Raw genomic sequence first — 18,189 nt, 5'->3', positions numbered from 1 at the left:
TACTCTGTGAAGTTGTTCACATGTTCCGTGTCGATGGAGGCGCATTATAGGGAGCCGGTTCAGAATGACAAGCGTTAATATGCATTTTTTATCTGACCGCTCACTATTCATTCGTAACGCCTATTAAACCCGCTTTTTGATGGCTGCCGGCAGGTCCGCCAGGCTGTTTAGCACCCAATCGGCCAGCTTTTCGCCCTGCTCCGTCACCGGCTTGCCGGTACGCACCAGCACCTTGGTGCCGACGCCGGCCGCGATCGCCGCCTGCATGTCTTCCGGTTTATCGCCCACCATATAAGAAGCGGCCATATCGATGTTCAATTCCTGCTGCGCTTGCAGCAACATGCCCGGCTGCGGCTTACGGCAGTCGCACACCTGGCGATACTCTTCTACTGCCGCCTCCGGATGATGCGGGCAGAAATAGATGCCGTCGAAGTCGACGTCGCGATCGGCCAGCGACCAGTCCATCCACTCGGTCAGGTACATAAACTGGTCTTCGCTGAACTTGCCGCGCGCAATGCCGGACTGGTTGGTCACCATCACCAGCGCGAAGCCCATCTTTTTGAGCTCGCGACAGGCGTCGATCACGCCGTCGATAAAGTGGAAGTTGTCGATTTCATGGACATAGCCATGGTCAACATTAATCGTGCCGTCACGATCGAGAAAAATTGCTGGAACGCTTTGTGTCACCGCTTTGCTCCTGAGGGCCTGTATACGCTAACAGTATCGCATGTTTTACCCCACGCTGAGAACGCCGGAGAACGTCGTTGGTCGTTGACTTAGACGTCTAGACGCCTTAACATCTGAGGCATACCTTGGTTCCACGCCGAGGTTTACTTTTATCTAGCCACGGGCAACCACGCTAAAATAAGAAGAATATGATTAAACTTTCTAACATCACTAAAGTGTTCCAGCAGGGTTCGCGCACCATTACCGCGCTCTCTGACGTGACCCTTCACGTTCCTGCCGGGCAAATCTATGGCGTCATCGGTTCCTCCGGCGCCGGTAAAAGCACGCTGATCCGCTGCGCCAACATGCTTGAGCGCCCCACCTCCGGCCAGGTGCTGGTCGATGGCCAGGATCTGACGTCTCTGTCAGAAAGCGAACTGACGCGCGCCCGTCGCCAAATCGGCATGATCTTCCAGCACTTTAACCTGCTCTCTTCCCGTACGGTGTTCGGCAACGTGGCGTTGCCGCTGGAGCTGGACAATACGCCGCGCGCCGAGATCAAAAAGCGCGTGACCGAACTGCTGGAACTGGTCGGCCTGGCGGACAAGCACGACGCCTACCCGGCCAACCTGTCCGGCGGCCAGAAACAGCGTGTGGCGATCGCGCGCGCGCTGGCCAGCAACCCTAAAGTGCTGCTGTGCGACGAGGCCACCAGCGCGCTGGATCCGGCCACCACCCGTTCCATCCTGGAACTGCTGAAAGACATCAACCGCCGTCTGGGCCTGACCATTCTGCTCATCACCCATGAAATGGACGTGGTGAAACGCATCTGCGACCAGGTCGCGGTCATCAGCCAGGGGCAGCTGATCGAAAAAGACAGCGTCAGCGAAGTGTTCTCGCACCCGAAAACGCCGCTGGCCCAACAGTTCATTCAGTCCACGCTGCATCTGGATATCCCGGACGACTACGCCGCGCGCCTGTCGCCGGAGCGTCAGGGCGACCGTCAGCCGCTGCTGCGCCTGGAGTTCACCGGTCAGTCGGTCGATGCGCCGCTGCTGTCTGAAGCCGCTCGCCGCTTCAACGTGAACAACAACATTATCAGCGCCCAGATGGATTATGCCGGCGGCGTGAAATTCGGCGTGATGCTGGCGGAGCTGCACGGCAGCGACGAAGACGCGCTGGCAACGATTAAGTTCCTGCAAGAAAATCAGGTAAAAGTAGAGGTTCTGGGTTATGTCTGAGGCAATGATGTGGTTGATGGCGCGTGGCGTGTGGGAAACCGTCATGATGACCTTTGTCTCCGGCTTTTTCGGTTTCGTGCTCGGCCTGCCGGTAGGCGTGCTGCTGTATGTCACCCGCCCGGGGCAGATCATCGCCAACAATTCGCTGTATAAAATCCTGTCCGGGCTGGTGAACATCTTCCGTTCCATCCCGTTCATTATCCTGTTGGTTTGGATGATTCCGTTTACCCGCATGATCGTCGGCACCTCGATCGGTCTGCAAGCGGCGATCGTGCCGCTGACCGTCGGTGCCGCGCCGTTCATCGCGCGCATGGTGGAAAACGCCCTGCTGGAGATCCCGTCCGGTCTGGTGGAAGCGGCGCGCGCCATGGGCGCCACGCCGATGCAGATCATCAAGAAAGTGCTGCTGCCGGAGGCCCTGCCGGGCCTGGTCAACGCCGCGACCATCACCCTGATCACCCTGGTGGGCTACTCCGCCATGGGCGGCGCGGTCGGCGCCGGCGGCCTGGGCCAAATCGGTTACCAATACGGTTATATCGGTTATAACGCCACAGTTATGAATACCGTATTAGTATTACTGGTAGTTTTGGTTTATCTGATCCAATTCTGCGGCGATCGCATCGTCAAAGCCGTTACCCATAAATAGTTTCACAGCATATTAATGCGAGTCTAATGAGGAAGGGATATGTCGTTAACATTTAAATCCATCGCGACAATTGGCGCACTGATCGGCACTCTGGCTCTGGCGGGCTGCGGCCAGGATGAAAAGAATCCAAACCACATCAAGGTCGGCGTGATCGTCGGCGCTGAACAGCAAGTGGCCGAAGTGGCGCAGAAAGTGGCGAAAGAGAAATACGGTCTGGACGTTGAGCTGGTCACCTTCAACGACTACGTGCTGCCTAACGAAGCGCTGAGCAAAGGCGATATCGACCTGAACGCCTTCCAGCACAAACCGTATCTGGATCAGCAGATCAAAGATCGCGGCTACAAGCTGGTGCCGGTCGGCAACACCTTTGTTTACCCGATCGCCGGTTACTCCAAGAAAATCAAATCGCTGGACGAGCTGAAAGAGGGTTCTCAGATCGCACTGCCGAACGATCCGACCAACCTGGGCCGTTCGCTGCTGCTGCTGCAGAAAGTCGGTCTGATCAAACTGAAAGACGGCGTTGGCCTGCTGCCGACCGTACTGGACGTGACCGAGAACCCGAAAAACCTGAAGCTGGTTGAGCTGGAAGCCCCTCAGCTGCCGCGCTCTCTGGACGATCAGCAGATCGCGCTGGCGGTGATCAACACCACCTATGCCAGCCAGATCGGCCTGACGCCGGCGAAAGACGGTCTGTTTGTGGAAGATAAAGACTCGCCTTACGTCAACCTGCTGGTTGCGCGCGAAGATAATAAAGACGCGGAAAACGTGAAGAAATTCGTTCAGGCCTACCAGTCTGACGAAGTGGACGCCGCCGCCAACAAAATCTTCAACGGCGGTGCCGTGAAAGGCTGGTAAGCGCTTATTCACCAATTTTATTCCTATAATTGCAAGACGGGCCAAGGCCCGTCTTGTTATTTCCGCCATAGATTGCTTCAATAGCGCCACTTTCATTAAGGCAGAGGAATCTCAATGCGTGTTTTACCTCTCTGTTTGTTAGCGCTCGCGCTGGCCGGATGTTCATCGCAACGTATCGCGCCATCCTCAACAAACAGCACCAGCAAGCCGACCACGACCGCCCCGACCAAGACCACGCCGGCCGCCCGCCCCGCTCCGGTAAAACTGTATAAAAGTGCAGAAGAACTCGTGGGTAAACCATTCCGCGATCTGGGTGAAGTGTCCGGCGAATCGTGCCAAACCACCGTACAAGACTCCCCACCGAATCTGGCTACCGCCCGTAAACGCATGCAAATCCGTGCGTCTTACATGAAGGCCAACGCCGTGCTGCTGCACGACTGCCAGATTGTCAGCGGCGTCGCCGGTTGTTACCAGCAGGCCGTTTGCCAGGGCTCGGCGCTTAACGTCTCGTCTAAATGACCGAATTCGTTTTTGAGCAGATCGGCGTGATCCGCTCGCCTTATAAAGAGAAATTCGCCGTGCCCCGCCAACCGGGGCTGGTCGAAGACGGTGGCGGCGAACTGCTGCTGCTGCCGCCTTACAACCAGGCGGAAGCGGTTCGCGGTCTCAGCGATTTCAGCCATCTGTGGGTGATGTTCATTTTCCATCAAACCATGGAAGGCGGCTGGCGCCCGACGGTACGCCCACCGCGTTTAGGCGGCAATGCCCGCATGGGCGTGTTCGCCACCCGCTCCACCTTCCGCCCCAACCCGCTCGGCATGTCGCTCATTGAGCTCAAAGGCGTACGGGTGAAAAACGGGGAAGTGGCGCTGGAACTGGGCAGCCTCGATCTGGTCGACGGTACCCCGGTGGTGGACATCAAGCCTTATCTGCCGTTCGCCGAGAGCCAACCGCTGGCCCGCGCCGGCTTTGCCCAGGCCGCGCCCGCCGGCGATATGCCGGTGCGTTTCGCGCCGCAGGCGGAACAGCAGCTGCAGCAACATCAGGCGCGCTACCCGCAATTAAGGCGTTTTATCAGCCAGGTGCTGGCACAGGACCCCCGTCCCGCCTATCGTAAAGGAGAGGACGTCGAACGGGATTACGCCGTCTGGCTGCTGGATTTCAACGTGCGCTGGCGCGTCGTGGACGGCCACACCGAAGTGCTGGCGCTCGACCCGCGTTAAAATTCCGCCGCCTCTCTTTTGGCGACCCGCTCGCGCTGGTAAACTAAATCACTTTTTGGCCGCCACTCTGGCAGCCCGATGCAATTTGCAGTTCTAACGGAACCAAAACACCATGCGTACTAGCCAATATCTGCTCTCCACTCTGAAGGAGACACCTGCCGACGCCGAAGTGATCAGCCACCAGCTGATGCTGCGCGCCGGGATGATCCGCAAGCTGGCCTCCGGTCTTTACACCTGGCTGCCGACCGGCCTGCGCGTTCTGAAAAAGGTTGAAAACATCGTTCGCGAAGAAATGAACAATGCTAACGCGATCGAAGTGTCCATGCCGGTGGTTCAGCCTGCCGACCTGTGGCAGGAAAGCGGCCGTTGGGAGCAATACGGCCCCGAGCTGCTGCGTTTCGTCGACCGCGGCGACCGTCCTTTCGTGCTGGGCCCGACGCATGAAGAAGTGATCACCGATCTGATCCGCAACGAGATCAGCTCGTACAAGCAGCTGCCGCTGAACTTCTTCCAGATCCAGACCAAGTTCCGTGATGAAGTGCGCCCACGTTTCGGCGTGATGCGTTCCCGTGAGTTCCTGATGAAGGATGCCTACTCCTTCCATACCTCGCAGGAGTCTCTGCAGGAGACTTACGACGCGATGTACGAAGCGTACAGCAAAATCTTCAGCCGCATGGGCCTGGATTTCCGCCCGGTGCAGGCCGATACCGGCTCGATCGGCGGCAGTGCGTCGCACGAATTCCAGGTGCTGGCAGACAGCGGTGAAGACGATATCGTGTTCTCCACCGGTTCCGACTTCGCCGCCAACATCGAGCTGGCGGAAGCGGTCGCTCCGGCAGCGCCGCGCGCGGCGGCCAGCGAAGAGCTGCGCCTGGTGGATACGCCAAACGCCAAAACCATCGCCGAGCTGGTGGAGCAATTCCAGCTGCCGGTGGAAAAAACCGTGAAGACGCTGATGGTGCGCGCCACCGAAGAGAGCGGCCATAAACTGGTCGCCCTGCTGGTGCGCGGCGATCACGAGCTGAACGAAATCAAGGCCGAGAAGCTGGCGCAGGTTGCCGCGCCGCTGACCTTCGCCACTGAAGAAGAGATCCGCGCCATCGTCGGCGCCGGCCCGGGTTCCCTCGGCCCGGTCAAGCTGCAGATGCCGGTGGTTGCCGACCGCAGCGTAGCGGCGATGAGCGACTTTGGCGCCGGCGCCAACGTTGACGGCAAACACTACTTCGGCATCAACTGGGAGCGGGATCTGCCGCTGCCGCAGGTGGCCGACATCCGTAACGTGGTGGAAGGCGACGCCAGCCCGGACGGTCAGGGCACGCTGCTGATCAAACGCGGCATCGAAGTAGGCCATATCTTCCAGCTCGGCACCAAGTATTCGGAAGCGATGAAAGCGACCGTACAGGGTGAAGACGGCCGCAACCAGGTGCTGACCATGGGTTGCTACGGCATCGGGGTGACGCGCGTCGTGGCCGCTGCCATCGAGCAGAACCACGACGAACGCGGCATTATCTGGCCAGACGCCATCGCGCCGTTCCAGGTCGCTATTCTGCCGATGAACATGCACAAGTCGTTCCGCGTGCAGGCGCTGGCCGAAGAGCTGTACAACACCCTGCGCTCCCACGGCATCGACGTGATCCTCGATGACCGCAAAGAGCGCCCGGGCGTGATGTTCGCGGATATGGAGCTGATCGGCGTGCCGCACTCTATCGTTATCGGCGACCGTAACCTCGACAACGAAGAGATCGAGTACAAAAACCGCCGCGTCGGCGAGAAGCAAATGATCAAAACCGGTGAAATCGTTGATTTCCTGCTGGGCCAGATCAAACGCTAAACACCGAGCGTCAGCGAATAAAAAACCCGCCTAGGCGGGTTTTTTTATGTCCATGGGGACAGGGGAAGTTAGTTGTTGCTGCAGCTTTTACTGCGGTCGAACGCGATTTTACCGTCCGGCACCACCGCCTTCTCTATCTGCCCCTCTTCCATCGACGGCTGCACGCTGAAGTGCGCGTTGAAAGTCAGAAACACCGGCTCACCGGCATTCTTATTGGCTTTGGCGTAACCTTGCTCCAGCGCGATGTTGTTATCCACCGGGAACGTGATGCCGGTGGCGCAATCTTTGAACACCGCCGCGTCGGCCATATAGGTGTAGCTGCCTTTCATCACCATCGGCGTTTTAGGCAATGGCTTCTCGACCGGCTCCAGACGATAATTCAGCTTGGAGGCGATCGGCGCGCCGCTGCGATCCAGCATCTCAAGACTCTTGCCCACCGGGCGGAAGTAGCGTTTTTCCCCGGTGCTGTCAGTCAGCACCAGCTTATCCGCGGTGCGCGCCCATTTGCCATAGTCGGCGAAGGTCTGATCGCCGTCTTTGGTGCCGCGATAAGTTTCCTGCAGCACAAAGGTGCCGTCCTCATCCAGGAACAGCGCCGTATCCAGCCCGCCGCAATCGGCGCAAGGCAACAGCCCTTGATAACTCTGTGGCATCGCCTGCAGCGGTTGTTCCTTCGGTTGATAATGATTGTTGCATCCCAACAACGAGAGTGCGCCTGCCGCCAAGAACAGGGCTACCGTAATTTTCTTCACAGTTATTCTCCTACTGTGTTCATGTATTCCTAAGTGCGAACCTTGCCACGCAGCGCCTTGGTGGCGCCCTTACGCGCCTTGCCTTCCAAACGGCGCAATTTTGCCCCTTTGGTCGGCTTGGTCGCCTTGCGCATTTTTTCCACCACCATCGCCTGCTGAATCAGCGCGACCAATCTGGCCAACGCCGCTTCGCGATTCAATTCCTGACTGCGATACTCTTGCGCCTTGATAATCACTACGCCATCAGCGGTAATGAGATGATGATTCAGCGCCAGCAGCCTTTCCTTATAATACTCTGGCAGGCTGGATGCCCGGATGTCAAAGCGCAAATGGATCGCCGTTGAGGTTTTGTTCACGTGCTGGCCACCCGCGCCCTGCGCGCGGATCGCCGTCAATTCCAGCTCATTATCCGGTATGGCTACGTTTCTTGACAGTTCCAGCACCGGTCACACCTGTGCCTGCTGCCACTCGGCAAACTGGATTTCCAGACTATTCTGAGCATCAGACAGCCAAATAGTTCCCTCCTGCAGCGTTGCCTGCAGCGTCATGGTGCGGCTGGCCAGCGCCGTCAGGCGCGCCAGCTGTTCGTCATCGAGGAAGCGCACGCTCAGGTTCTTGTAGCCGGCCACTTTTCCCTGCATCGCCTGCCACCAAACGTGCGCGGCGCGCTCGCCGTAAGCGTACAAGACCACGCGCGGCGACTGGTTGCAGGCCTTGCGGATGCGTTTCTCGTCGGGCAATCCCATCTCGATCCACATTTCCAACCCGTTGTGGTCGTTGCGCTGCCAGATCTCCGGCTCGTCGTCGGCGCTCAGCCCTTTGGTGAACACCAGCCGCTCGTCGGCGTGACAGATCCAGGCCAACAGGCGCAGCATCATGCGCTGCTCATTTTCGGACGGGTGTTGCGCCAGCGTCAGCGTGGCGTCGTGGTAGAAGTGACGATCCATATCAGCAATATTGACCGCGGCTTTATAAATGGTTGCTTTCAGCGCCATGGGTGACCTCATTATTATCCGGCGACAGTGTACTTGATCAGGGCCAAACCCCGCCAGCGCGGCCAGGCTGCGGCAGTGCGAAAGGCGTGCCGGGGTGCTGATAACTCCATAACAGCTGTGCTATAGTCGTCTAGGATAGGATAAAACTCCGAGAGCCTGCGCCTCATCGCGATAGTAGTCTTGATGATGCAGAGGTTCTTAAGGGAGGAAACTGTGCAACAATACTGTGAGTTAGTACGCCGTACTTACGCCGAGATTGGCAGTGGAGATCTTGGCTACGTGCCTGATGCGCTGGCTTGTGCGTTAAAGGCATTGGACGATGTCGCAGCGAACCACGCGCTACCGTCCTCCGTTAGGGAACAGGCGGCCTTTGCCGCCGCTAACTTATTGGTGAGCGACTATGTTGATGAATGATGAGTACCAACCCATCAATTGCGATGACTACGACAACCTGGAACTCGCCTGTCAGCATAAACTTATTCTGAAGCTGGAGTTACGCGACGGAGAAGTGATCGAGGCCAAGGCGATCGACCTGCTGCAAAAGAAACGCGTTGAGTATCTGACCATCGAACAGAACGGCCAGCAGCGCGACCTGCGTCTGGACCATATCAGCAGTTTCAGTCATCCGGAAATCGGTACCGTGGTCGTCAGTCTGTCGGACTGAGCAGCGGTAACCCCATCCCAACAGGGCAGCCCAACGGCTGCCCTCGTCATTTAGGGCTTCAGGCTGGCGTAATAAGCCGCCAGATCGGCGATATCGTCATCCGACAATCCCGACACATAGGCTTTCATCACCTCGGCCTGGCCGCCGTTGCGTTCCCCTTTCTTGTACGCCTGCAACGCGTGCTGCAGGTACATGGCGTTTTGCCCGGCCAGATTCGGGTACATCGGCACCGTCACCTTGCCCTGCGCGCCGTGGCAGGCCGCGCACGCGGCGGCTTTGGCCTGACCGGCGGCCGCATCCCCCGCCGCCAACGCCGGCAGGCTGAACAGGCCGGCGGCCAACAGCGCGATTTCCACAAACTTCATCATTGCTCCTCACGATTATGATTTTTTTCCCAGCGCAGCCGCCACGGGCGTTCGCCTTCCGGCACCTGCCCCGCCTCACAGACGAATACGCCCAGCGCGGCGATCAGCTGCTCATCATAATAAATCAACGGGATGCGTTCACGCTGCCAGGGAGGAATACCCAGCTCCTGCCACAGTTTTTTTATCGGCCGCGAATGGGCGCGCCCCACGATGCGCACCGCGCCCTGCACGCCGCCGAAACGAATGCTAATCTGCTGCGATGGCAGCGGCGCACGCAGCGCCAGATCGCCCTCACCGGCAACCAACTGCCCCATCCCGTCCGGCAACGTCAGCGGCAGGTCAGGCTGCCAGGGCAGATGCACATCGCGCAGCGCCGCCAGCGGCGGCAACAGGTGCAATCGGCCTCGGAAGCGGCGGATCTGATAGGCGCCGAGCTGCAGCTGCGGTTCGGCATCTTCCCGGCTGAGCGCCACCTCATCCCACAGACGCTGCAACTGCTCACGCGCCGGCATGGTAACGTTGAACAATGCGATCCAGCGCCGCAACAGAGCGAAGCGCCGCACCGGCGAACAGGCCGTCAAACCGTCGATCGCCAATGAGCGATCCGCCGCCAACAGGCTTTGCAGCGGTTCCGCCAGCAGCTCGTCCAACAATTGTTCCTGTTCGGCGCACAGGCTGGCGCTACGCGCCACCGCCGAGGCGAAGTGCGGCCAACGTTGATTGAGCTGCGGCAACACCTGCAACCGCAGGAAATTGCGATCGAAGCGCGTGTCCTGATTGCTGTCGTCGTCTATCCAGGCCAAACCGTGGCGTTGCGCGTAATTTTCCAGCGTTTGACGCGAGCAGCCCAGCAGCGGCCGCAACAGCAGGTGCTCGCCCAGCGTGGCGCGCGCCGCCATCGCCGACAACCCCGCCGGCCCGCTGCCGCGCTTGAGCGCCAACAGGAAAGTTTCGCTTTGATCGTCAAGGTGTTGGGCGGTGAGCAGCGCTTCGCCCTCCGCCAATGCTGCACTGAAAGCGGCATAGCGCGCCGCACGCGCCGCCGCTTCGATGCCGCCCTGGCGGGCATCCACCTGCACGTGCGTCACCGTCAGCGGGATCCGCCACTCGGCACACCGGCTGCGGCAATGCTCAACCCAACGGTCGGCAAAGGCGCTCAGGCCATGGTGCACGTGCAACGCACGTAGCTGCAGCGCCGGACGTTGGCGGCGCAACGCCGCCAGCAGATGCAGCAGCACGCTGGAATCCAGGCCGCCGCTAAACGCCACCAGCAGCCGCTGCTGCGCGCCCAGCTGGTCCGCCACCTGCGTCGTTAATTGATCAGTATCCATCGGTAGGCTTTGTCACTTCTACATAGCTGCACGTTAACCCCGCCTACCGCCATCAATCAAGCATTAACCGTCCGGGCCTGGCGTCGCGTCAGCAGCCACCAGCCGCCCAGCACCGTGATCACCGCCAGCGCACATCCGGCCGCTCCCCAGCCGATCTGGGCGAAAATGCGGCCATACGCCTGCATCGCCGCCCCTTCGATGTGATCCTCGGCGGTCTGATTGGCGATAATGCCCGCCAGATAGTTGGCGATCGAACCGGTCGCCAACATATAGATGCCGGTCAACACGCCGGTGGCGCCGGGGATATTCAGCCGGGTGATCTGCGCCATCGCCACCGGATCGATAAACAGTTCGGCAAAGCCCATCACCGCCAAACCGGCGATCATCAGCCCCATCGATCCCGGCCCGTGCAGCCGCGTATTGAGCGCCATCAGCGTAAAGCCGACGCCGATCAACAGCAGACCGAAGGCGAACTTGCACCAGATGCGCAGCGTGCGATCGCCATCGCCGCTCGCCAGCCAGGCCAGCGCCACGCCACCCAGCATCACCGCGCAGGCGTTAACCGACTGGAACAGCGCGGTCGGCACCGTCCAGCCGAACCAGCGCCGGTCAACGAAATGATCGATAAACAGGCTGATGGAGCTGCCGCCCTGCTGGGCAAAAGCCCAGAACAGCGTGCCCAGCAGCATCAGTACGATGATCTGCCACAGCCCCCGCCGCTGGCCGGCGTCCGCGCGCAGCATAATGCGCGCCACCAGCGCCACCGCCGCCACGCACACCAACCCGAGCAAATAGCCGGCCCAGCCGCGTTCAAACAGCAGCGTGAAGAACAGCGGCGACGCCAACAGCGCCGCCAGCAGCCATCCCCAGTGCGGCAGGCCCAGGCTCCTGGCGCGCATCAGCGGTGCATTCACGCCGCGCGTGTGGCGGAAATGGCGTCCGCCCAGCAGAAAAATCACCAGGCCGGCGAACATGCCGATCCCGGCCAGCGCAAAGCCGACGTGCCAGCCATAGCGCTCGGCCGCCAACCCGCAGGCGATCGGCGCCAAAATAGATCCGACGTTGCCGGCGGCGTACAGCAGCGAGAAGCCCCCTTCGCGGCGCGAGTCCTGCGCCGGATACAGTTCGCCCAGCAGGCAGCTGATATTGGATTTGAACAGGCCGTAGCCGCAGATGATGATCGCCAGCGCCAGATAAAGCGACTGGGCGGAGACCGCGCTCAGGCCAAGCACGATATGTCCCAGGGTCATCAGCGCCGCGCCGGCGATCACCGCGACGCGGTTGCCCAGCAGGCGGTCGGCGAGCCAGCCGCCAAGAATAGGAGTGACGTAAACTAACGAAGCGTAAGCGCTGTAGAGATCGATGGCGTGGCTGTCGGTATAGCCGAGTTGGTGGGTCAGATAGAGGATCAATAACGCACGCATGCCGTAAAAGCTGAAATATTCCCAAATTTGTATCGCTACGACATAGTAGATTGCGCGCGGCTGTGAGGGTGTTTTCATGGTGGTCTCCCATCAGTCGGTGAACGACAAAGGGGAAGCGCGAGCGCCTCCCCTCTTATTGGCTGCGGTTATTTCGCCTTCAGCACTTTCACCCGATAACGTCCGTCCGCCTGGCGATAGGCGCCGTGAATGTCGGTTTCAAAGCCCGGATAATGCGCGCCGATTTCGCACAGCATCTGCAGGAACTCCAGCACCGGCCGGCTCTCTTCGGTCAGCATCTCGCCCGGCATCACCAGCGGCACGCCCGGTGGGTATGGGAGGATCATGTTGGCATTGACCTTACCGACCATCTCTTCCAGATAGACCTCTTCCACTTCGCCGTGCAGCTCTTTCTGGAACGCCTGGTACGGATTCATCACCATGGTTGGCAGCACTTCGAACGCGCGGTACATCAGGTCCGGCAAGTTGTGTTGCTCCACCAGGCGGTGAATGTTCTGCGCCAGATCCTGAATGCGCATGTTTTCATAGAAATCAGGCGCTTCCTGATACAGCGAAGGCAGCATGTTTTTCACCCGCAGGTTCAGGTCGAACGAGCGTTTGAAGTCGGTCATCGCGCGCAGCAGGCTGAGCGCCTTGGTTTTATCGATGCCGATGCTGAACAGGAACAGCAGGTTGTAAGGCCCGGTTTTCTCGACGATGATGCCGCGTTCGTCGAGGTATTTCGCCACGATGCTGGCCGGGATGCCGAACGGCTGCATCTCGCCTTCCTTGCTCATCCCCGGGGTCAGGATAGTGACCTTGATCGGGTCCAGATACATGTGTTCGTTGTCGATGTTCTTGAAACCGTGCCAGGCGCTGTCGGAGCGCAGCGGCCAGCATTCCGGCTCATCGATATGCTCCGGCTGCCAGACGTCGAAGAACCAGCCGTCGGACTCGACTTTCAGGCGTTTGATCTCTTTGCGGAACTTGATCGCGCGCTCGATAGAGCCGTTGATCAGGCGCTTGCCGGCGTTGCCTTTCATCATCGCCGCGGCGGTTTCGGTCGACGCCACGATGCCGTAGTGCGGCGAAGTGGTGGTGTGCATCATGTAGGCTTCGTTGAAGGTCTCTTCGTTGATATCGCCCTTCACATGAATCATCGAAGCCTGCGAGAAGGCCGCCAGCAGTTTGTGGGTGGACTGGGTTTCGTAGATCACCTTGCCCTCCACGCGGCCGCCGCTCATGCCGCACTTGCCTTTATAGATCGGATGGAAGTTGGTGTAAGGCACCCAGGCGGAGTCGAAATGAATCGACTTCACGTCCAGAGTGTTCTTGATAAAGTCGGTGTTGTACAGCAAGCCGTCATAGGTGGAGTTGGTGATCACCGCATGCACCGGCCAGGTGGCGTTCGGGGTCTCCTTCACGCGTTTGGCGATGGTGGCGCGCTGGAACTCGCTCTGCGGAATGCCGCCGAGGATGCCGTAGGCATTGCGGGTCGGGCGGAAGTAGATCGGCGTGATGTCGCTCATCATCATCAGGTGAGTCAGCGACTTGTGGCAGTTACGGTCAATCAGCACCGTGCTGCCCGCCGGCGCCGAATACATGCCGACGATCTTGTTGGCGGTGGAGGTGCCGTTGGTCACCATGTAGCTGCGCTCGGCGTTGAACACGCGGGAAATGTACTCTTCCGCCTCTTTGTGCGGGCCGGAGTGATCCAGCAGCGACCCAAGCTCGGACACCGAAATCGAGATATCCGACTTCATGGTGTTCGGGCCGAAGAAATCGTAGAACAGGCTGCCCACCGGGCTTTTCTGGAAGGCTGTGCCGCCCATGTGGCCCGGCGTACAGAAAGTGTATTTGCCTTCGCGCACGTATTTGAACAGCGCCTTGGTCAACGGCGGCAGGATGGTGTCGATATACTCGTCGGTATTCTGTTTGATCTTGGCGGCGATGTCGGTTGCCGCGCCGAGCGCATACTCGAAGAAGCGCACCTGCATGCGCAGATCGTTCAGGCTGACGTCCAACGTGGAATAGGTGTTGGCGAATGCGTACAGCGGCATGTATTCGTTCAGCTGGCTGATCTCTTCGCACAGCTCCAGATTGTATTTGTCCCAGTCAAAGATCACCCCGCACAGACGGGCGTTGTTCTCGATCAGTTTCAGCAGGTCTTCGCGATCGTTAGGGTAAACGATGCGGAAATCCAGACTTTCCAGCGCCTGATGCAGTTCACGGATAGGCTCTTCTTTGAAGTAGACACCCATGTGATTCATGATGGCGATAACGTTCATATGCATTTCTCCTGGCAAAGCAAGCCCCTTCCCGTCGCGGCTGACAGGTCGGAAAGAAAGGGGCTGGGTAAATTCAGTCGGTCAGCGGACGCGAATCAGTGCGCTTTGGCCGTGGTGTTTTCATCGACCGCCGCTGCATTGGCAGCCTGGCGGGTATTCATTTTCCGGGCGTAGAACATCAGGATAATCAGGCTGATGATAAAGGTGCCGGACAGTTCGAAAGAGTTGGCGCCCATCAGCGCGATGAAGCAGAAGCCGCAGCCGCACACCGAAGCGATCAGGCTCAGCAGGTTACGCACGTTGACCCCTTCGAAGCGAATCAGGTCTACGCAGGAGTAGAAGTAAGGCAGCATGGTCAGCAGCACCGCGATGCCGGTCAGCTCGCCGAACAGATCGGAAGCCTTGCCGCCGGCGGAGCTCATCAGGGTGATCAGCACCATCAGCGCGGTCATTTTGCAGCTCGCGAGCAGCAGGCCTTTTTTCGGAATGCCGTTTTTATCCAGCTCGCCGTACACTTTCGGGAAGTTGCCGTCGTTGGCGGCGCGCACCCCGGCCTGGCCGACCAGCATCATCCATGACCCGAGCGAGGTCAGGCAGGCAAAGGCGGTGAACGCGGAAACCATCGGTGCCGCCCAGTTGCCCATAATCGCCGAGGCGCTGATGGCGAACGGCGCGCCGCTGGCGGCCATTTCAGATGCCGGGAACATGCCGCTGATCACCTGGGTGGCGGCGATGTAGATGATGCCCGCCAGGCCGGTGCCAAGCATGGTCGCCAGCGGCACGGTGCGTTTCGGGTTTTTCACCATGCCGGTGCTGACCGCCGCGGATTCCACGCCGATGAACGCCCACAGGCACAGCAGAATACTTTTGATGACCGCATGGCTGTCGGTGGTGCCGGAGGTATTCCAGTTAGCCTGGTAGGTGGCGGCGTCAAACCAGTGCCAGCCGAGGGTGGCGGTTACGATCACCGGGATCAGCACCAGCACCAGGCCCAGGGTGGTCAAGCGGCTGACCCAGGTCCCGCCCAGCATGTTGACGAAGGTGAAGATCCACACGATGGCGATACAGGCGATGCCGGCAGGCACCGGGTTGTTCAACGCCGGGAAGAAGGTGGAGAGATAAGAAACGGCGGTAATGCCGATGGCCAGGTTGCCGATCCAGTTGGCATGGTAATAAAGCACGCCGGTCTGGAAGCCGAACGCCGGGGAAATTTCACCGGCGTAGGCGATAGGGCCGCCCTGCTGCGGGTTTTTGGTCGCGAGGCGGGCGTACACGTAGGCCAGCGACATCGCCCCGATAATCGAGATCACCCATCCCCAAATGGCGATGGATCCGAGACTCGCCAGGTTGGCGGGCAATAAGGCAATCCCGCTCCCCATCATATTACCGGCGACTACGCCGGTGCAGGCAATAAGCCCTATTTTCTTGGGTGAAGCCATGGTCAGTTTCTCCTGATTTACGTTTCTTATAAGCCACACCCATAAATAAAAGATTTTAATGAGCCGGCTTGATAGTCAGGATGCTAACCATCGGCAGAAATAAAGTCCTAAAGATAAAGTGAGATTACGCTCATGATCATACAAATGATAACCTGAGGTTTTTGATTAACACATCAAGATAAAAAGGTAAGCTAAAGAAAAGATAAACATCGTTAAAAAACAGGATAATAACTAGGTTAATCACGAATAACAAACGGCAGAAAAGGAACGATATTGCGCAGCAAAATAACACAATGGCGCAACATTTCTTCACCAATAAATAACGCCGCCGGAATTCCCTGAGAATAATGGCGGCGTGGTTCTGGTGAATTATTGGCGCTGATAGTTATTTAAATAAGGCACCACGTTGGTCAATGACGTCTGGAATACGCCATTGGTGATCCAATGCAAGGTATCTTCACCGGGGCGCAGGTTGAACGCGGTAATATAAGAATCCGCCGCCAAATGATTCTGCCCCTGCATTTCATACACTTTGCCCAGCAGCACATAATTCAGCCACGACATTTGCAACTCAATCCCCAGCTCGATCGCCCGGTGCGCATCGTCAATGCGTCCCTGCGCCAGCGCATCAACCGCCAGAACTTGCTGCACGATCGGCGTATTTTTCAATTCGGGGATCGTCGCCAGATGGCTGATATCGGCGCGCAATTGCGCCAGCCCCTGGCTGTCGAACGGTTGATAAGAGTTGCGCAGCACATCCACCAGCGCTTTTTCCGCCAGCAGGTAGTGGAAATTCGGCGCGCTTTTAATCAGCTCGCTCAGCTGCGCGCTGGCGCGAGTCAACGAATCGGCGTCGCCGTGGATCAACAATTGATGCGCCTGGTAGAAGCGCTGCAGCAGCGGCCCGTTATCCGGCAGCAGCTGCGCCAGACGCTGTTCCAGCTGCGGCGGCCAGGGCTGTTTCAGCGCGGCGGACAGGCTGGCGAGGAAGTCGCTTTGGATCTTCAGCTGGTTATCGGCGGTAATGAAGTAACGCTTGTCCAACATGATTGAGCTGTCGGCGTTATCCACCAGCCGCACGGACAGAAAACACTGCTGGGCGCGGTAGTGGCGCTGATTGACGAACTCGATATACAGCGACTTGCCCGAGTTGCTGGGGCCGGAATAGTTGTAATTGGTTTGGTCGTGCACCAGGAAGGTCGAGTAGGTGTTGAGCGAATCGGTGATCAGCTCGCTGACGCCCACCACATAGGAGAGCTGCGGCATCCAGTTGCTGCAGCTCTCGCCGCCCTGAATGCGGATATCGATATCGCGCGGGTTAAGCAGCACCGGCATGGTCGATACCGGCACGCGTTGCGACAACGTGGCGATGCCGACAAACGCCACGCAGACGCTGAGCGCCGCCAGAAACGCCAGCCACACCCAGAACGTCGAGCGGCGATAAAAGCGCGGCTGCTTTTCGCCGGGCGCGGCAACCGGCGTTCGGGTCCGGCTCGGCGGCACGTACGGCGTATCGTCTTCATCATCGCTGCCGTCTTCCGGCTCATGCATGATCACCGCAATCTGCGGCGCCGGCGCAGGGGCGGGCTGCGACTCCCCGTCTTCACACCAGATCACCGAAGCCGCCAACTTATACCCGCGCTTAGGCACGGTGATAATGTATTCCGGACTGTCGCTGTCGCCGTCTTTCAGGTATTTGCGCAGTTCTGAAATGCATTGGGTCACCACGTGATTAGTGACGATATTGCGCTTCCAAACGCTATCGATCAGCTCGTCGCGGCTCAACACCACATCGGGGTGCCGGGCGAAATAGCACAGCATGTCGATCAGGCGCGGTTCCAGCGTTTTCTGGCGGCCGTCACGGCTGATGGTGTTGTCGGCAGGGGTAACCAGCCACTCCCCGACGCGAAAAGCAGGCTCTTGCATGGCGGAAATAACTCTGTAGGCATGTGGGGCAAGGGCGCGATCATAGCATAATCGCCCCCGGCTGTGGCCGCCGGGAGGCGATTAAGCCGTTAACTCTCGTATAATTCTAACGGTAAACCATCGGGATCGCTGAAAAAGGTAAAACGAGATTGAGTATAAGGATCGACGCGTACCGGTTCGCAGGCGACGCCGGCCGCCTGCAGATGGGCGATGGCTTGGTCTATATCGTCAACGCTGAACGCCAGATGGCGCAGGCCGCAAGCCTCCGGGCGGCTGACGCGGGCCGGCGGCGAAGGGAAAGAAAACAGCTCGAGGGTGTATTGCCCGTTGAGCGCCAGATCCGCTTTCCAGGAGTCACGCTCCTCGCGGTAAACTTCACTCAGCAGGGTAAAGCCGAGAATGTCGCAATAGAAATGCTTACTGGCGGTGTAGTCCGCGCCAATGATCGCGATGTGATGCACCTGACGTAATGCCAGCATAGAAACCCTCTCCTGTTCATTCTGATGGTGCACGGTATCCGGCGGCGATGAGGCCGTCAATGAGGAA

The 18,189-nt window shown here is 58.9% G+C and carries 19 protein-coding genes; 8 read left to right on the top strand and 11 right to left on the bottom strand.

Annotated features, from left to right (window positions below):
• Positions 1 to 123: 123 nt before the first annotated feature.
• The gene (gene gmhB / locus ACUTQY_RS06605) at positions 124 to 687 is read right to left on the bottom strand and encodes a D-glycero-beta-D-manno-heptose 1,7-bisphosphate 7-phosphatase (RefSeq protein ID WP_025304009.1); all 564 of its coding nucleotides are present in this window, start codon (positions 685 to 687) and stop codon (positions 124 to 126) included.
• A 188-nt stretch (positions 688 to 875) separates the two neighbouring features.
• Between gmhB and metN the strand changes: the two genes are divergently transcribed.
• The 6 genes from metN (at position 876) to proS (ending at position 6,462) form a co-directional block, all read left to right on the top strand.
• Complete coding sequence (gene metN, locus ACUTQY_RS06600) at positions 876 to 1,907, top strand: methionine ABC transporter ATP-binding protein MetN (protein ID WP_004932012.1); 1,032 nt, start codon at positions 876 to 878, stop codon at positions 1,905 to 1,907.
• Positions 1,900 to 2,553: a methionine ABC transporter permease MetI gene (locus ACUTQY_RS06595; protein WP_004932010.1), complete on the top strand. Its 654-nt coding sequence runs from the start codon at positions 1,900 to 1,902 to the stop codon at positions 2,551 to 2,553. Before metN ends, ACUTQY_RS06595 begins: the two co-directional genes overlap by 8 nt.
• A 39-nt stretch (positions 2,554 to 2,592) precedes the next feature.
• The gene (locus ACUTQY_RS06590; protein WP_033644900.1) at positions 2,593 to 3,408 is read left to right on the top strand and encodes a MetQ/NlpA family lipoprotein; all 816 of its coding nucleotides are present in this window, start codon (positions 2,593 to 2,595) and stop codon (positions 3,406 to 3,408) included.
• 114 nt (positions 3,409 to 3,522) lie between these two features.
• Positions 3,523 to 3,927: an Rcs stress response system protein RcsF gene (gene rcsF / locus ACUTQY_RS06585; RefSeq protein ID WP_033644899.1), complete on the top strand. Its 405-nt coding sequence runs from the start codon at positions 3,523 to 3,525 to the stop codon at positions 3,925 to 3,927.
• Positions 3,924 to 4,631 carry a tRNA (N6-threonylcarbamoyladenosine(37)-N6)-methyltransferase TrmO gene (tsaA, locus tag ACUTQY_RS06580; RefSeq protein ID WP_046687709.1) on the top strand — a complete coding sequence of 236 codons (708 nt, stop codon included), beginning with the start codon at positions 3,924 to 3,926 and terminating at the stop codon, positions 4,629 to 4,631. The genes rcsF and tsaA overlap by 4 nt, the downstream gene beginning before the upstream one ends.
• Before the next feature lie 112 nt (positions 4,632 to 4,743).
• Positions 4,744 to 6,462, top strand: a complete 1,719-nt coding sequence (gene proS, locus ACUTQY_RS06575) for a proline--tRNA ligase (RefSeq protein ID WP_033644896.1) — start codon at positions 4,744 to 4,746, stop codon at positions 6,460 to 6,462.
• Positions 6,463 to 6,530: 68 nt separating this feature from the next.
• Here proS and nlpE read toward each other — a convergent pair whose 3' ends face one another.
• Genes nlpE through ACUTQY_RS06560 form a run of 3 tightly spaced genes read right to left on the bottom strand, consistent with a single transcriptional unit; the run spans position 6,531 to position 8,209 of the window.
• Positions 6,531 to 7,214 (bottom strand): envelope stress response activation lipoprotein NlpE, encoded by a 684-nt coding sequence (gene nlpE, locus ACUTQY_RS06570; protein WP_033644894.1) that lies wholly within the window; start codon positions 7,212 to 7,214, stop codon positions 6,531 to 6,533.
• Positions 7,215 to 7,243: 29 nt separating this feature from the next.
• On the bottom strand, positions 7,244 to 7,657 hold the full coding sequence (arfB, locus tag ACUTQY_RS06565) for an alternative ribosome rescue aminoacyl-tRNA hydrolase ArfB (protein WP_033644893.1): 414 nt from the start codon (positions 7,655 to 7,657) through the stop codon (positions 7,244 to 7,246).
• A 3-nt stretch (positions 7,658 to 7,660) separates the two neighbouring features.
• Entirely contained in the window at positions 7,661 to 8,209 is a 549-nt protein-coding gene (locus ACUTQY_RS06560) for a YaeQ family protein (protein WP_033644891.1), read from the bottom strand.
• Between the two features lie 213 nt (positions 8,210 to 8,422).
• Between ACUTQY_RS06560 and ACUTQY_RS06555 the strand changes: the two genes are divergently transcribed.
• Both ACUTQY_RS06555 and rof read left to right on the top strand, forming a co-directional pair.
• Positions 8,423 to 8,623: a YaeP family protein gene (locus ACUTQY_RS06555; RefSeq protein ID WP_033652508.1), complete on the top strand. Its 201-nt coding sequence runs from the start codon at positions 8,423 to 8,425 to the stop codon at positions 8,621 to 8,623.
• Positions 8,610 to 8,873, top strand: coding sequence for a Rho-binding antiterminator (gene rof, locus ACUTQY_RS06550; RefSeq protein WP_004931991.1), 264 nt, complete (start codon positions 8,610 to 8,612; stop codon positions 8,871 to 8,873). Before ACUTQY_RS06555 ends, rof begins: the two co-directional genes overlap by 14 nt.
• Positions 8,874 to 8,923: 50 nt before the next feature.
• Here the strand turns inward: rof and ACUTQY_RS06545 are convergent, their stop codons facing one another.
• From ACUTQY_RS06545 to ACUTQY_RS06515, 7 genes are all read right to left on the bottom strand, one after another.
• Entirely contained in the window at positions 8,924 to 9,238 is a 315-nt protein-coding gene (locus tag ACUTQY_RS06545; RefSeq protein WP_025304017.1) for a c-type cytochrome, read from the bottom strand.
• Positions 9,238 to 10,569, bottom strand: a complete 1,332-nt coding sequence (gene tilS, locus ACUTQY_RS06540; protein ID WP_046687710.1) for a tRNA lysidine(34) synthetase TilS — start codon at positions 10,567 to 10,569, stop codon at positions 9,238 to 9,240. The genes ACUTQY_RS06545 and tilS overlap by 1 nt, the downstream gene beginning before the upstream one ends.
• 56 nt (positions 10,570 to 10,625) lie before the next feature.
• A complete protein-coding gene (gene dtpD / locus ACUTQY_RS06535) occupies positions 10,626 to 12,071 on the bottom strand; it encodes a dipeptide permease DtpD (RefSeq protein WP_046687711.1) in 1,446 nt (481 codons plus the stop codon).
• Between the two features lie 68 nt (positions 12,072 to 12,139).
• On the bottom strand, positions 12,140 to 14,278 hold the full coding sequence (gene cadA, locus ACUTQY_RS06530) for a lysine decarboxylase CadA (protein WP_033635725.1): 2,139 nt from the start codon (positions 14,276 to 14,278) through the stop codon (positions 12,140 to 12,142).
• Positions 14,279 to 14,373: 95 nt separating this feature from the next.
• Positions 14,374 to 15,717, bottom strand: a complete 1,344-nt coding sequence (gene cadB, locus ACUTQY_RS06525; protein WP_033644886.1) for a cadaverine/lysine antiporter — start codon at positions 15,715 to 15,717, stop codon at positions 14,374 to 14,376.
• 369 nt (positions 15,718 to 16,086) lie between these two features.
• On the bottom strand, positions 16,087 to 17,643 hold the full coding sequence (cadC, locus tag ACUTQY_RS06520) for a lysine decarboxylation/transport transcriptional activator CadC (RefSeq protein ID WP_033644885.1): 1,557 nt from the start codon (positions 17,641 to 17,643) through the stop codon (positions 16,087 to 16,089).
• An 89-nt stretch (positions 17,644 to 17,732) separates the two neighbouring features.
• Entirely contained in the window at positions 17,733 to 18,122 is a 390-nt protein-coding gene (locus tag ACUTQY_RS06515; RefSeq protein ID WP_033644884.1) for a VOC family protein, read from the bottom strand.
• Between the last annotated feature and the right edge of the window lie 67 nt (positions 18,123 to 18,189).

It is taken from the genome of Serratia sp. TSA_130.1, from assembly GCF_052691795.1.
The sequence above is the reverse complement of the archived record's forward strand: the minus strand, read 5'-3'. Positions and strand labels throughout refer to the sequence as shown.